Origin of the sequence: Aggregatibacter kilianii (genome assembly GCF_003129965.1) — a bacterium.
In the GTDB taxonomy this organism is placed as follows: Bacteria; Pseudomonadota; Gammaproteobacteria; order Enterobacterales; family Pasteurellaceae; genus Aggregatibacter; species Aggregatibacter kilianii_A.
Genome location: NZ_NRCJ01000011.1, coordinates 46,007 through 59,633, shown reverse-complemented (window position 1 = coordinate 59,633; position 13,627 = coordinate 46,007). Strand labels below are relative to the sequence as shown.

General features: G+C 45.7%; 12 protein-coding genes. 4 read left to right on the top strand and 8 right to left on the bottom strand.

Features of this window, described 5'->3' with window-relative positions:
* Nucleotides 1-117: 117 nt before the first annotated feature.
* From kdsB to DK430_RS09295, 5 genes are read right to left on the bottom strand one after another with little or no spacing between them, the layout of a single operon-like run.
* Nucleotides 118-891: a 3-deoxy-manno-octulosonate cytidylyltransferase gene (gene kdsB, locus DK430_RS09315; protein ID WP_109078791.1), complete on the bottom strand. Its 774-nt coding sequence runs from the start codon at nt 889-891 to the stop codon at nt 118-120.
* 1 nt (nt 892) lies between these two features.
* Entirely contained in the window at nt 893-1,072 is a 180-nt protein-coding gene (locus DK430_RS09310; protein ID WP_109078790.1) for a Trm112 family protein, read from the bottom strand.
* Nucleotides 1,073-1,091: 19 nt separating this feature from the next.
* On the bottom strand, nt 1,092-2,066 hold the full coding sequence (lpxK, locus tag DK430_RS09305; RefSeq protein WP_109078789.1) for a tetraacyldisaccharide 4'-kinase: 975 nt from the start codon (nt 2,064-2,066) through the stop codon (nt 1,092-1,094).
* A gap of 19 nt (nt 2,067-2,085) precedes the next feature.
* Nucleotides 2,086-3,834 (bottom strand): lipid A ABC transporter ATP-binding protein/permease MsbA, encoded by a 1,749-nt coding sequence (msbA, locus tag DK430_RS09300; protein ID WP_109078788.1) that lies wholly within the window; start codon nt 3,832-3,834, stop codon nt 2,086-2,088.
* A 47-nt stretch (nt 3,835-3,881) separates the two neighbouring features.
* A complete protein-coding gene (locus DK430_RS09295) occupies nt 3,882-6,311 on the bottom strand; it encodes a DNA internalization-related competence protein ComEC/Rec2 (protein WP_109078831.1) in 2,430 nt (809 codons plus the stop codon).
* 297 nt (nt 6,312-6,608) lie between these two features.
* Between DK430_RS09295 and dksA the strand changes: the two genes are divergently transcribed.
* From dksA to DK430_RS09275, 4 genes are all read left to right on the top strand, one after another.
* Nucleotides 6,609-7,046: an RNA polymerase-binding protein DksA gene (dksA, locus tag DK430_RS09290; protein WP_005556693.1), complete on the top strand. Its 438-nt coding sequence runs from the start codon at nt 6,609-6,611 to the stop codon at nt 7,044-7,046.
* Nucleotides 7,047-7,161: 115 nt separating this feature from the next.
* Nucleotides 7,162-8,625: a polynucleotide adenylyltransferase PcnB gene (pcnB, locus tag DK430_RS09285; RefSeq protein WP_109078787.1), complete on the top strand. Its 1,464-nt coding sequence runs from the start codon at nt 7,162-7,164 to the stop codon at nt 8,623-8,625.
* A complete protein-coding gene (gene folK / locus DK430_RS09280) occupies nt 8,618-9,118 on the top strand; it encodes a 2-amino-4-hydroxy-6-hydroxymethyldihydropteridine diphosphokinase (protein WP_109078786.1) in 501 nt (166 codons plus the stop codon). Before pcnB ends, folK begins: the two co-directional genes overlap by 8 nt.
* Before the next feature lie 123 nt (nt 9,119-9,241).
* A complete protein-coding gene (locus DK430_RS09275) occupies nt 9,242-9,682 on the top strand; it encodes a hypothetical protein (RefSeq protein WP_109078785.1) in 441 nt (146 codons plus the stop codon).
* A 29-nt stretch (nt 9,683-9,711) separates the two neighbouring features.
* On the opposite strand, the gene DK430_RS09270 is transcribed toward DK430_RS09275, so the two are convergent.
* From DK430_RS09270 to pta, 3 genes are all read right to left on the bottom strand, one after another.
* Nucleotides 9,712-10,485, bottom strand: a complete 774-nt coding sequence (locus tag DK430_RS09270; RefSeq protein ID WP_109078784.1) for a M15 family metallopeptidase — start codon at nt 10,483-10,485, stop codon at nt 9,712-9,714.
* Nucleotide 10,486: 1 nt separating this feature from the next.
* The gene (locus tag DK430_RS09265; RefSeq protein WP_109078783.1) at nt 10,487-11,335 is read right to left on the bottom strand and encodes an FkbM family methyltransferase; all 849 of its coding nucleotides are present in this window, start codon (nt 11,333-11,335) and stop codon (nt 10,487-10,489) included.
* Nucleotides 11,336-11,483: 148 nt separating this feature from the next.
* On the bottom strand, nt 11,484-13,619 hold the full coding sequence (pta, locus tag DK430_RS09260) for a phosphate acetyltransferase (protein ID WP_109078782.1): 2,136 nt from the start codon (nt 13,617-13,619) through the stop codon (nt 11,484-11,486).
* Nucleotides 13,620-13,627 lie beyond the last annotated feature (8 nt).

The following is a 13,627-nucleotide window of genomic DNA, read 5'->3' as shown; positions in this document are numbered from 1 at the left end:
GGAAGCGTCGCAATCTTTGATGTTTTGATAATGCACGCTTCTGAAGAGTGTGCTTACTATTACATTTTTGATTTTAACACGCGTGAGGAAACATGCGCCGACGGTTGTTGAGAAAGATTAATTATATTTTGCTTCTAAAATCGACCGCACTTTTTCCAGATCGTCGGCGGTATCCACACCCACCGCAGGCACTTCTTTAGCAAGTTCCACGTGGATTTTTTCGCCGTACCAAAGCACGCGTAACTGTTCCAGTTTTTCGATTTGTTCCAGCGCGGTCGGTTGCCATTGCACATATTGTTTGATGAAACCGGCGCGGTAGGCGTAAATGCCGATGTGACGCAGATATTGGGTGTTCAGCTGTAATGTTGCCACATCATCCGTTTGCGCAAACTGATCACGATCCCAAGGAATCACGGCGCGGGAGAAATAGAGCACATAACCGTCTTTATCGGTCAGCACTTTTACCACATTAGGATTGAATAATTCTGCCGGTTCGTCGATGTTGACCGCCAGACTCGCCATGTTCACTTGATATTTGGCGAGATTTTCCGCCACTTGTTTGACGATAACCGGCGGAATCAGCGGTTCGTCCCCTTGAATGTTGACGATGATTTCATCCTCGGGAATCGCCAGTTTTTCCACCACTTCCGCCAAGCGTTCCGTGCCGGAATTATGGCTTTCGGCGGTCATGCACACTTCTGCGCCGAAATTTTTGGCAGCGGTTGCCACCAGTTCATTGTCGGTGGCGATAATCACGCGGTTTGCGCTCGATTGTTTGGCTTGTTCGAAAACGTGTTGAATCATCGGTTTGCCGGCAATGTCCGCCAGCGGTTTGCCCGGTAAACGACTGGATGCGTAGCGGGCGGGAATGATGACGGTGAATCGGGTCATGTTATTCGTCCTCCGCCTGATTTAACGGTTGCCCCTGTTCCGCTAACAAGACAGGAATGCCGTGGTTAATCGGGTAGGCAAGTTTTTCAAAACGACAGATTAAGCGTTGATTTTGCTCGTCGTATTCCAAACGTCCGTGGCAGCTTGGGCATGCCACGATTTCTAATAATTTACCGTTCATAATGTATCTCGATTTGTGTTTATTTCCGACCGCACTTTTGTACGATCTTTTGAATCAATTGTTGCGCTTTTATGCCCAGAATTTCCGTGGTGACGGGCACATACCACCAATTTTCCTGCGCAAAGGCGAGGCATTTCACCGCGTCTTTTTCCGTCATGAAGAGCGGTTGCGTTTTATCGAATTTCTCAAATAATTCGGCGCTGAAAGCTTGGTGATCTTGAAATGCCAGCGTTTCAGTTAATTTGATACCGTGCTGTTCCAGCATGGCAAAAAAGCGCGGCGGATTGCCGATGCCCGCGATGGCGACAGCCTGTGAAAATGCATTTAACGGGCGTTGTTCCTTGGTGACTAAATTGACGGCGTATTGCGGCGTTAAGCGCATGACGGCGTCGCTGTATTCATTTTCCGCACCGTTGGTAATGATGAAATCAACGGATTGCAAACGGCTCGACAATTCCCGTAACGGACCTGCCGGTAGTAGGAAACCGTTACCCAAGCCGCGTTGCGCGTCCATGATCACGATTTCAATATCACGTTGCAATTTATAATGTTGTAACCCGTCGTCACTGATGATGACATCGCAGGGTGCGTGCTGTAATAAACATTCCACAGCGTGTCGGCGATTAGGCGAAATGCACACGGGTACTTGGGTGCGGTTGGCGATTAGAACGGGTTCGTCACCGGCTTCCACGGGATTGCAGGTCGGCGTCACCAATAAAGGATAGGTTTTTGCTTGGCTACCGTATCCCCGCGAAATCACACCGACGTTTAGACCGCACTTACGGAGTGCTTCCACCAACCAAATGACAGCGGGTGTTTTGCCGTTGCCGCCGACAGAAAGATTGCCCACCACCACGACGGGCACCGGCGCGCGGTAAGATTTCAATAGATTAAGGCGAAACAACGCGCGACGAACGGCAGTTATCAGCCAAAATAATAAGGAGAAAGGGCAGAGTAGCCATGTAAGCCATGAGCGGGAATACCAAAACTGCATGAGTTCTCCTTCGAGTGAATTATTGACTGAATTGCATGCTGTGCAATTGTTTGTAGGCACCGCCTTGCGCCAATAATTCCTTGTGATTGCCGCGTTCTTTAATTTGTCCGTGTTCGATCACTAAAATTTCATCGGCTTTTTCAATAGTGGATAAACGATGGGCGATTACCAAAACCGTGCGATCTTTTTGAATCTCTTCTAACGCGGCTTGAATAGCGCGTTCGGATTCCGTATCCAAGGCGGAAGTGGCTTCGTCCAAAATCAATACCGGCGAATTACGCAACAGTGCGCGAGCGATGGCTAAACGTTGGCGTTGACCGCCGGATAGGCTGGCGCCGTTTTCGCCGATGACGGTATCCAAACCGTTTTCCAAATTCTCGATAAATTCCATGGCATGTGCCGCTTTTGCCGCTTTGATGATTTCTTCGCGGCTGTATTTGTCTTTCGCCGCATAAGCGATGTTGTTGGCGATGGTGTCGTTAAACAAATGCACTTGTTGTGACACCACCGCACAGTTTTCACGTAAATCAGACAGGCGATAATCCTGTATGTTTACGCCGTCCAGCGTGATTTCGCCTTGATGGACATCATAAAAACGGGTGACCAAATTGGCGATAGTGGATTTACCGGAACCGGAACGTCCCACTAATGCAACGGTTTTGCCGTGTGGGATTTTGAAGGAAATATTGTCTAAGGCACGTTCTTCTTTGCCTTGATAGCTAAAGGTGACATTTTTAAATTCAATGTCGCCTTTCACATGATCAGCCTTATAAGTGCCGGTGTCTTTTTCCGTTTCCATGTCCAAAATACCAAACAAGGTTTGGCACGCCGCCATGCCGCGTTGGAATTGCGCGTTCACGTTGGTGAGGGATTTTAACGGGCGCATTAAAGCCAGCATGGAGGAGAAAACAACGGTAAAAGTACCCGCACTTAAATTCTGATCCATAATAGAAGGGAAGGTTGCCAAATACAGCACGGCGGCAAGAGCAAAGGAGGCGATGATTTGTACCACAGGATCGGCAATGGCATCGGCGGCGGTCATTTTCATGCCTTTGCGACGCATATCGTTACTGACGTGGTTAAAGCGTTCTTCTTCAATGAGTTGCCCGCCGAAAGAAAGCACCACTTTATGCCCTTTTAACATTTGTTCGGCAGTGGATGTCAGTTCTCCCATGGAATTTTGCATATTGCGACTTAGATCGCGGAATTTCTTGGAAACCAGACGAATTAAAATACCGATAATCGGACCGATAACAAATAAAACCAAAGAAAGTTGCCAGCTGGTATAAAGCATGATGCCGAGCAATGAAATCAAATAAGCGCCTTCACGCACAATAGTAATTAAGGAGCCGGAGGAGGCGCTGGCGATCATTTCCGAATCGTAGGTAATGCGGGAAAGTAATCGACCGGAAGAGTTACTGTCGAAAAAACTGACCGGCATGAACATTAAATGTTTAAACAGGCGACGGCGCATGGTCATCACCACTTTGCCGGAAACCCATGCCAAACAATAGTTGGAAATGAAGCTGGACACGCCGCGAAAGAGAATCAGCAACACCACAAACACTGACATTTGCTTTAAGAAAGAAGCGTCCGCTTTGCCAAAACCGTCGTCCAATAAAGGTTTGAGTAAGAAAATTAAGCCGGAATCGGTTAACGCGTTTAGTACCAACGCTACACCGGAAACAATCAAACCTGCTTTATACGGGCTAATCATTGGCCATAAACGCTTGAAGGTTTGCATGGTGGAAAGGTCTTGATCTTGCATAATAAATCTTCTGTCTTAAGGTCAAAAAATAATGGCGCATTGTACCCTTATTTCGTGCTCAAGCCAATCAATCTGCGATACCAAGGCGAAAATTCCGTACGCGCTGTTCTGATTTTGATGCCATCATCGTAGAACAACAGGCGGATTTGTCCGCTATGTGCTGTGTTATAAATTTGCGATCCTTGCTGTTGTAAACGCGCTACCACATCCTTATTCGGAAAATGCCACGGATTCCAACGCCCGCTGGAAATCAACGCAATGTCCGGTTGGGTATGACGCAGCAACGCCTGCCCGGTGGAGGTTTTACTGCCGTGGTGTCCCACTTGTAGCACATGGATCTTGTCGAGTTTCGGCAGGATCTTATATTCCACACTCAGATCCGCATCGCCCGTCAGCAAAATCTTGTGCTTGCCGTCGCTCAATAAAAGCGTGCAGGAATCCTGATTTTCCGCACGGGGTACGATTTTATCGGGCGATAGCACGCTAAACCGTAACCCTTGCCAACCCCATTGTTTGCCCGCTTCACAAAAAGTGCGGTCGTTTTTTTCGGTGTTTTTTGCTTCGTAGCGCTTTTGTGAGGCGGTGGTCAGTTGAATATTGGGGTAAGCCGCTAAAATCGCATTGGCGCCGCCGGCGTGATCGTTGTCGTCATGGCTTAAAATCAACCATTCCAAGTCAATGCCTTGCCGTTGTAAATAGGGCAGAATTTCCAATTGTGCCATATTGCCGCCGTTCCAACCTGCGCCGGTGTCATACAGCACGCCTTTGCCGTCTTTTACGATTAAGGTCGCCAAACCTTGCCCCACATCCAAGGTTTCAAGCTGCCAGTTCGGGCGGGAAAGATATTGATAGGTTAAGGCGATACCACAAAAGACAATCAGGCTACCGCCCAACGCATAAGCCGTTTTCCGTAACGGTAAACTTAAAGTGCGTTCCGGATTCAGGTGAAATCCTTTAAAACGGAATTGTTTTGCCAATTCCAACGTCGAGTTAATCGGTTTTGGTGGTTTATAAATGTGATAGACCGTAAATAAAAATAGCGCGGTTAAAACAAGGGTTATCCATAAGCTTTGCGTGATTGAAATCACCAGCCATCGATCTTCAAAAGGCGCTAAAAGTGCGGTGATTTTTTCCGTTAAATCGTTAGCAAGCTGCCAAGAATGCAATGCGCCCCGAGTGAGCACGGCAAATAACACCAGCGGCACGAGAAAGAAGCTATAAAGCGGCACGGCGATGAGATTGGCGATGAAGCTATTTAATGAAATGCCGTTAAAAAACAGCAACTGAATCGGCGTGAACAGCCAAAGTAAACCGAATTGCAAATGAAACAGCCCAAAAACATACCGCACTTTACCCCACGCCGAATGGGCAAGTGACTGTCCGCGCCATTGTAATAAAGACAGCGGAAAACATTGATACCAAATAATCAGGCAAGTCACCGCGCCCACCGACAGCCAAAAGCTGGTGGAAAGCAACATGAGCGGATCGATAAAAATCAGCAGCGCAACCACCCGAAATAACAGCTGCCACACCGTCCAATACAACCGCAGGTGCTGTATGGCATAGAGCATCGTTAACGCGATAACGGCGCGAAACGTGGGAATGGCAAGCCCCGCCAGTTGGCTATAAAGCAGGGCGAAAATCAAGCCGCAGAGAATGGGAAACGTCGGACTGATATAACGGGTCGGCAAAGCAAATTGCAGTAGGCGCGCTAAGGCAAAGCCCAGCATCATCGCCAGCCCAATATGCAAGCCCGAAATGGCGATTAAATGCGCAGTGTTGGTTTTTTGATAAATTTGCCAAGTTTTGTTGTCTAAGCGGAAACGTTCACCGAAACCGAGCGCTAAAAGTAAGCCTTGTTGGGATAAATTTTCCGTTTGTTGCAGGGCGTGATGCAGAGCGGTTTGGCGCCAGGAAAAAAGGCTTTCCGATTTGACCGCACTTTTCACTTCCGCCCAAGCCGTGATGCGTTTACCGAAGTACCATTGTTGGCGATCAAAGCCCTCAAAATTCAAACGGGAAGAAAGCGGTCGCAGGCGTAAGTCGCCCATGTAACGTTCACCGATATTGACTTTTTGCTCCGGTTTCCAGTGAGCGTAAAGTCGTTGTTCGGGGAGAGCTTCGGCGAGTTTCGCTTGAATTACCAAGGTTTGGTAATCCTGCTGATGCAAAATTTCCTGCACGGTAAATTCAGTATGTATCTTTTTCGGCAGATTGACGATATTGTCCGTCTGTGCCGGCAAGATGATTGCCGGATGGTGAACATAAGCCAGATTGACAATGAATAAAAACAGCCCGATGAATGCCTGTTTTATTTTGTGACACGAAAAGGCTTGCGCAAGCAGGATTAAGGGCAATAAAAGGAGGAGTAAATAGCACGCGGTTTGCCATGACAACAAAAAACGGTCGGGCAAAAACAGCAACGTGAAGCCACTGAAAATCAGGCTAAAGGCAAATTTATCCAAGGAAATGCTCACATTTTTAACCGCACTTTTATCATCCGAAAGGCGGCTACTATGGCGTAAAGGCATAGTGTGTAAAATCAGCGGAAGTGAATATTGGAAGCTGAATCACAAAAATAAAAATTTTCATCAAAAAAGCCGATTGATGTGTAAATTTTATTTGATAAATAGGATAAGTTCTGCTATTTATACGCCTTCAAAATTTGGGTCCGTTTTTAGTCGGTTTTACTGTGTGGTAGTTATGACATTAAGCAACACTGATTGTGGGGGCTTAGAAGAATAAATGGATGACTTTTTTATTAGGAGATACAAATGAGTAAAGCGTCTTTGAGTTTATTAGCTTTAGCCGGTGTTGAGCCGTACAAAGAAAAGAAAGGCGAAGAATACATGAATGAGCACCAAGTGCTGCATTTCAAAAAAATTCTGCAAGCCTGGCATGATCAAATTAGAGATGAAGCTTCTCGAACCGTTGCTCATATGCAGGACGAAGCATCTAATTTTCCGGATCCATCCGACCGTGCCACCCAAGAGGAAGAGTTCAGCTTGGAATTGCGTACCCGCGATCGTGAACGCAAATTAATGAAGAAAATCGAAAGTACCTTGAAAAAATTGGATACGGACGATTTCGGTTATTGCGAATCCTGCGGTGTTGAAATCGGTATTAAGCGTTTAGAAGCGCGCCCGACGGCCGACCTTTGTATCGATTGTAAAACGCTGGCGGAAATTCGCGAAAAACAAATGGTGGGTTAATTCCACCGAAAACGGATAAAAGTGCGGTCAAAAAACACATCATTTTTCGACCGCACTTTCACTTTCTTTTTGTGATAAATGGAGATGTCTTATCTTTACCTATATTAAAAATCTTTTGAGCAAGAAAACGAAGAATAAAGCCTCCGCTCAAAATGAAGTCAAAGCCTCACCGAAAAAACAACCCGTTACTGAATCAGAACCTGTCAAAAGCAAGGCTCAAGGCGCTTCCCACAACAAAAAAAACGTCCATAAAAAAGATTTCAAACATAGCATAAAAGCCTCAACCCATGGCATTACGCCCCGCATGATCAACCGTAACGCATTAACCGTGGTAGAAAAATTACAACGTCAAGGCTACGAAGCCTATGTCGTCGGCGGTTGTTTGCGCGATTTATTATTAGGTAAAAAACCGAAAGATTTTGACGTGGCGACCAATGCCCGTCCGGAACAAATTCAGGCGGTATTTCAGCGCCAATGCCGCTTGGTCGGGCGCCGTTTCCGATTGGCGCATGTGATGTTCGGACGTGAAATTATTGAGGTCGCTACTTTCCGTGCAAGCCATGCGGAACACCATAATGAAAAACTCGCCAAGCAAAGCGAAGAAGGCATGCTGTTGCGCGACAACGTGTACGGTACTCTGGAACAAGATGCGGAGCGCCGCGATTTCAGCGTGAATGCGTTGTATTACAACCCGCAGGACAACACATTGAAAGATTATTTCAACGGCATTGAGGATTTAAAAAACGGTAAATTACGTTTAATCGGTGATCCGGTGACCCGTTATCAGGAAGATCCGGTGCGGATGTTACGTTCCATTCGTTTTATGGCGAAGCTGGACATGTTTCTGGATAAACCGAGCGAAGTACCCATTAAAGAATTGTCACATTTATTGAAAAATATCCCGCCGGCACGCTTATTTGAAGAAAGTCTAAAATTGTTACAGGGCGGAAGCGGCGTCAAAACCTATCGTCTGCTACGCCAATACGGCTTGTTTGAACAGCTATTCCCGTTGTTGACAAATTATTTTACCGAGCGTGAAGACAGCATGGCGGAAAAAATGATTCTGCGTGCGTTGACTTCTACCGACGAGCGCGTCGCCGACAAATTGCCGATTAATCCTGCGTTCTTGTTTGCCGCCTTTTTTTGGTATCCGTTGCGTGAACGGGTGGAAACCCTGAAGAACGAAGGCGGTTTAAATAATTATGACGCTTATGCCTTGGCGTCTAACGATTTGTTGGATGTGTTGTGCAATGCCTTGGCTGTGCCGCGTCGCCATACCGCCGTGATTCGCGACATTTGGTCGTTGCAGTTGCAATTCTTAAAGCGTACACAAAAATCCGTGCAACGCGTGATGGAGCAGTCCAAGTTCCGTGCGGGCTTTGATTTGTTGGTAATGCGCGCGGAAATTGAGGGCGGTGAAGCGGTTGAACTGGCGGCTTGGTGGCATGAATATCAATTCAGCAATGATAACCAACGGCAGGATTTGGTGAAAGCTTTACCCGGTCAACCAAAGCGCAAATATCATCGTCGCAAACGCAGTAATCCCGCTAAAAATACAAGCAAGGTCTCCCATGGATAAGGTTTATATCGCCCTTGGCAGTAATTTGGCGGAACCGCAGGAACAATTAGTTTCTGCGTTGCAGGCGATGAATCGGTTACCCGACAGTAAACTCACTGCCGTCAGCTCTTTCTATCAAAGCAAACCCCTTGGGCCGCAAGATCAGCCTGATTATGTAAATGCCGTCGCCTGTTTGGAAACGGCACTTCCGCCCCTTGCACTACTGGACGAATTACAACGTATTGAGCGCGAGCAAGGCCGTGTTCGTCTTCGTCGTTGGGGCGAGCGCACGCTGGATTTGGATATTTTGCTTTATGCCGACCAAACCATTCAATCGGAACGTCTCACCGTTCCTCATTACGATATGCACAATCGTGAATTCGTGATGATTCCTTTGGCGGAAATTGCCCCGAGTCTTTCTTTACCGAACGGGCAATCTATAACTGTGATTGCACAAAAGTTTGCTCATCATCAGATGATGATCGTAAAAAAGAAAGGGGATATTGTCTTTTAAAAAAAGTGCGGTCAGTTTGAAAAACGTTTTTTAAACCGACCGCACTTAAATCTTATTTTTCTATCAATTTATTAAAAAATAAGTATAATCTCTAATATTCTTATATAGTATTGAGGATTCTCTATGTCTAAGGAATTCTTCTTTTTATTTATTGTAATAGCATTGGCAATTATTGTGCCAATGGCATTACCTTTTATTGATTCTTTTATTAATTATCATGAAATAAAATCTATCCATTACTATAAAGAAAATGTTCTAATTTTTATTATTCCTCTTATCATTTCTAATATTCTTTATTATTTTGTTAGACCCTCAGCAATGACTGGATCTTTAGTAACATCTACTGTTATTCTCATTGTATATTATTTATTTTTTAGAAAATATGATGATTCAGGTGTTTTTCTTTACCTTTATGGGTGTTTTTTTTCATCTTTTATTTCTATTTTACTTGTTATTTTATATCCTAAGTATATTGTTAATGATTCTTCAATTATTGCTTTTATAGTATCTATGTTTTTCTCTTTTTCTAGTTTTTTAATAATGTATTGGATTTTTATTTATTAATTTATGATATTTAATTTAGAATATTATTTTCAACGACAATTCGGATGTAGCAATTCCGGGCGATATTCAAAATGCACAGAATCGTGGTGATACCATTTCCCGCCCCAAATAAAACCGTGTTTTTCAAATATACCGACGAGTTGCTTGAGCTTTGGATCTTGGATGAGTTTTTTCGGATAAGGGCAGGGCGAATCGGCTTTGCAGCCGCTCCATTGCCAGTAAGTGCCAAGCCCATTGGGCAGGGTAAAATCAATGGCAATACCGAAGGCGTGGGCGCTACGGCGTTTTGTGCCGCTGATGACGCGATAATTGAAAGTGCCGGCAGGTTTGGCAACATAGGCGATTAATTGCGGGTTTTGCGCAATTTCTTCTCCTACTTTCTGTAACGCTTGCGCTGCGCCATTGACGCGATTAAACGATAAGGTTTTGCCGTTAGGTGCCCAATGTACGGAAACCAGATTTTTTCTGATTGTCTGCTCCGTATCACCATACATCGCCGAAAAAAAAGTATCATTGCGAATTCTGCCCGGATCGGCATTTTGTGCCGGAATCGAGAAATCCAAAGGGTAGCGCTGCGAAAGCTGATCCAGTAATTCACCATGATGCAATTTCTCATTAAAATTGCCAACAAATTCGGTTATCGGCAGTTTTTGTCCATTGACGATAAGCTCACCGTTTTCATATTGCACGCTTTGCGGATAAGCGGTTTGGTAGCAATGCCCCGCTTGTTGCGGGGATATAGCGTGGGCGGTTAAGGTTATTGCGCTCAAGGTGGCGGAGGCATATAAAAAAGTGGGCTTCATATTAACTTTCCGGAATAGGAACGATGGAAATTTCATCGCCGGAGATGAATTCGGCTTCAACGAGATAATCCGGCGGTATGATCTGTTGCTTATCTAACTGTTTTTGTGGGTAGCAGATAAAATTGATGTCATATCCATCAATAGCATTCGGATTATTAAAATAGTTGTTGGTGCGATAACGTTTCGATACAAACCAATAGCATCGATAATTTATGCTTCTTAAATGGGAAAGCAAGGCATTACATGAATGTAAGTGAGCTTCAATAAAAATAAGCGGTTGCAATTTTTTGATGGTATTTTGGGCTCCTTTTAAGACTTTTAACTCAAATCCTTCCGCATCAATTTTAAGTAGCTTTAATGAAGTCAGTTGTGCTATTTGCAGTTGTGAATCCAGTTTTATTATCGGTGTCATTTCGTTTTTTGTGGCACCGTGAAAGGGTGACTCCGTGCTAAATCCTTTATCTAATGAAAAACTGCCGTAATTCCAACTTGTGTTATAGTCGGTGCTTTGCGTTTCTATGACAGTGTTTTGATTGCCGACACCGGAATTGAATGCATAAACATTCACTAAACTATTCAGGTTCAGATTACAGCATAATTGTTGATAGATAATCCGTTGAGGCTCAAAACAGAACAGCCTGCCTTGAGGAATCGCTTTTGCCAAAGGTACGGAATGCATACCGATGTTGGAACCTACTTCAATGACATTATCGTCTTCAGCTAAGTTGTTTATCAGAAATTGCACTTCCGTTTCAGACCATTCGCCGTAACGTTTGGCAAATTCGCTGATCATGTCGCCTTTGAGTAAGTTAAATATTCCCCATTTGAGTTGATGCAGAGAGGTTTCCATCACGTTTCCTTAGATTGAATAAATGCTAATGTGGTTGGTATCGGATGCCGGTTATACAAAACCGCACCTGTTTATCAAGTGCGGTTTTATGTTGTCCGCGAAAGTGCGGTCACAAAAAACAACGTTTTTTTAACGTTGGCTTTGCCTTTTATTGTGTCGCTTGGATTGCGGTTAAGGCAATGGTGTACACGATGTCGTCAACTAAAGCACCACGAGACAAGTCGTTCACCGGTTTGCGCATACCTTGTAACATTGGTCCGATGGAAACCAGGTCGGCGGAGCGTTGAACCGCTTTGTAGGTGGTGTTACCGGTATTCAGATCCGGGAAGATGAACACAGTGGCTTGACCGGCAACCGGTGAGTTCGGCGCTTTGGAACGTGCCACGTCTTCCATCACGGCGGCGTCGTATTGTAACGGACCGTCGATGAGTAAATCAGGACGTTTTTCTTTTGCGATACGGGTGGCTTCCTTCACTTTCTCTACGTCAGCACCGCTACCTGATGTGCCGGTGGAGTAAGAGATCATTGCCACTTTCGGATCAATACCGAAGGATTTAGCGGATTCGGCAGATTGAATGGCGATTTCCGCTAATTGTTCTGCTGTCGGATCCGGGTTCACCGCGCAGTCGCCATAGACTAACACTTGATCCGGTAGCAACATAAAGAAGATAGAGGAAATGATGGAGCTGCCCGGAGCGGTTTTGATGATTTGCATCGGCGGACGAATGGTATTCGCTGTAGTGTGAACGGCGCCGGACACTAAGCCGTCAACTTCGTTGGCTTCCAACATCATGGTGCCAAGCACCACGTTATCTTCCAACTGCTCGCGCGCCATAGTTTCGGTCATGCCTTTGGCTTTGCGCAATTCCACCAAACGCGCTACGTAGTTTTCACGCACGCTTGCCGGATCAACAACGGTAATGCCTTTCACCAATTGCACGCCTTGGGATTCCGCCACGCGTTGTACATCTTCCGGTTTGGCTAATAGAACACATTCCGCAATACCGCGTTCGGCACACAAAATCGCCGCTTTGATGGTACGCGGTTCATCACCTTCCGGCAACACGATGCGTTTGTTGGCGGCGCGGGCTAATTCCGTTAATTGGAAACGGAACGCCGGCGGAGATAAGCGACGTAAACGGCTGGAGGCTTCCACTAAGCCGTTGACAAAGGAGGCATCCAGTTTCTCACCGGTGTAACGTTTGATGTTTTCAATACGTTCTTTGTCGTCAACCGGCACTTCAAGATTGAAACTTTGTAAGCTTAATGCGGTTTGCCATGTGTTACCTTCAATGCGGAAGACCGGCAATTTCTTGCTTTCGAACACATGTTGGCAAAGTTTTTTGATTTGCGGATCCAGTTTATAGCCGCCGGTTAATAATAAACCGCCGATTTCAATGCCGTTGGACACCGCAAGCGCAGCCGCTACGATAACGTCGGGACGGTCGGCAGAAACCACCAATAAGCTACCGGCACGGAAATGTTCCACCATGTTCGGCAGACTTCTGGCGCAGAATGTAATACCGCGAATACGGCGGCTGACATCGCCTTCATTGAGAATCGCCGCACCTAAGTGTTTGATTAAATCGATGGCACGGGTGGCGATAAGTTCGGCAGACCAAGGAATGCACGCTAATAATTTAATCGGGCTTTGAGCGAAGAGTCGGACTAATTCAGATTCGCTGTTGTGGCTGTGTTGGAAGGAGTCGAAAATTTCACTTAAATCAGGGCGGGTTCTGCCGGATTCATCCACCGGTGCGTTGAATTTATTCACGATAACGCCGAGTAAATTCTTGTTGCCTTTACCGCCGAATAAGGAGGCGGCGGCTTCTACGCGTTCTTTAAGTTGTGCCGGGGTTTCGGTGGACGGTGCGGCGACTAACACGATTTCCGCATCTAGGGCTTGCGCGATTTCGTAGTTAATGCTGTTGGCGAAAGCGTGTTTACGGGTCGGAATCAAACCTTCCACAATGACAATTTCGTTGTTTTTAGACAGTTTTTGGTGATTCTCAACAATCTTTTCCAATAACACGTCGGATTGATTTTGACCGATTAAGGATTCCGCTACGCTTAACATAAAAGGTTCGGCAGTTTCCAAGGCAGTGCTGGTGCGCACGATAGACGTGGTGCGGTCGATAATATCTTCACCGGTGTTAGGTTGGGAAATCGGTTTCATGAAGCCGACTTTGGCACCTTTTTGTTCAAGTGCATTGATTAAACCGAGACTTACGCTGGTTAAGCCTACGCCGGTGCTAATCGGGATTAAAATAATAGTACGGGACATAATTTACC

Bases quoted from the DNA above. Each gene is read 5' to 3' on its own strand.
- DK430_RS09270 (WP_109078784.1), bottom strand. From the start codon at position 10,485: ATGAAGCCCACTTTTTTATATGCCTCCGCCACCTTGAGCGCAATAACC.
- folK (WP_109078786.1), top strand. From the start codon at position 8,618: ATGGATAAGGTTTATATCGCCCTTGGCAGTAATTTGGCGGAACCGCAG.
- DK430_RS09310 (WP_109078790.1), bottom strand. From the start codon at position 1,072: ATGAACGGTAAATTATTAGAAATCGTGGCATGCCCAAGCTGCCACGGA.
- lpxK (WP_109078789.1), bottom strand. From the start codon at position 2,066: ATGCAGTTTTGGTATTCCCGCTCATGGCTTACATGGCTACTCTGCCCT.
- pta (WP_109078782.1), bottom strand. From the start codon at position 13,619: ATGTCCCGTACTATTATTTTAATCCCGATTAGCACCGGCGTAGGCTTA.
- msbA (WP_109078788.1), bottom strand. From the start codon at position 3,834: ATGCAAGATCAAGACCTTTCCACCATGCAAACCTTCAAGCGTTTATGG.
- DK430_RS09275 (WP_109078785.1), top strand. From the start codon at position 9,242: ATGTCTAAGGAATTCTTCTTTTTATTTATTGTAATAGCATTGGCAATT.
- dksA (WP_005556693.1), top strand. From the start codon at position 6,609: ATGAGTAAAGCGTCTTTGAGTTTATTAGCTTTAGCCGGTGTTGAGCCG.
- kdsB (WP_109078791.1), bottom strand. From the start codon at position 891: ATGACCCGATTCACCGTCATCATTCCCGCCCGCTACGCATCCAGTCGT.
- DK430_RS09265 (WP_109078783.1), bottom strand. From the start codon at position 11,335: ATGGAAACCTCTCTGCATCAACTCAAATGGGGAATATTTAACTTACTC.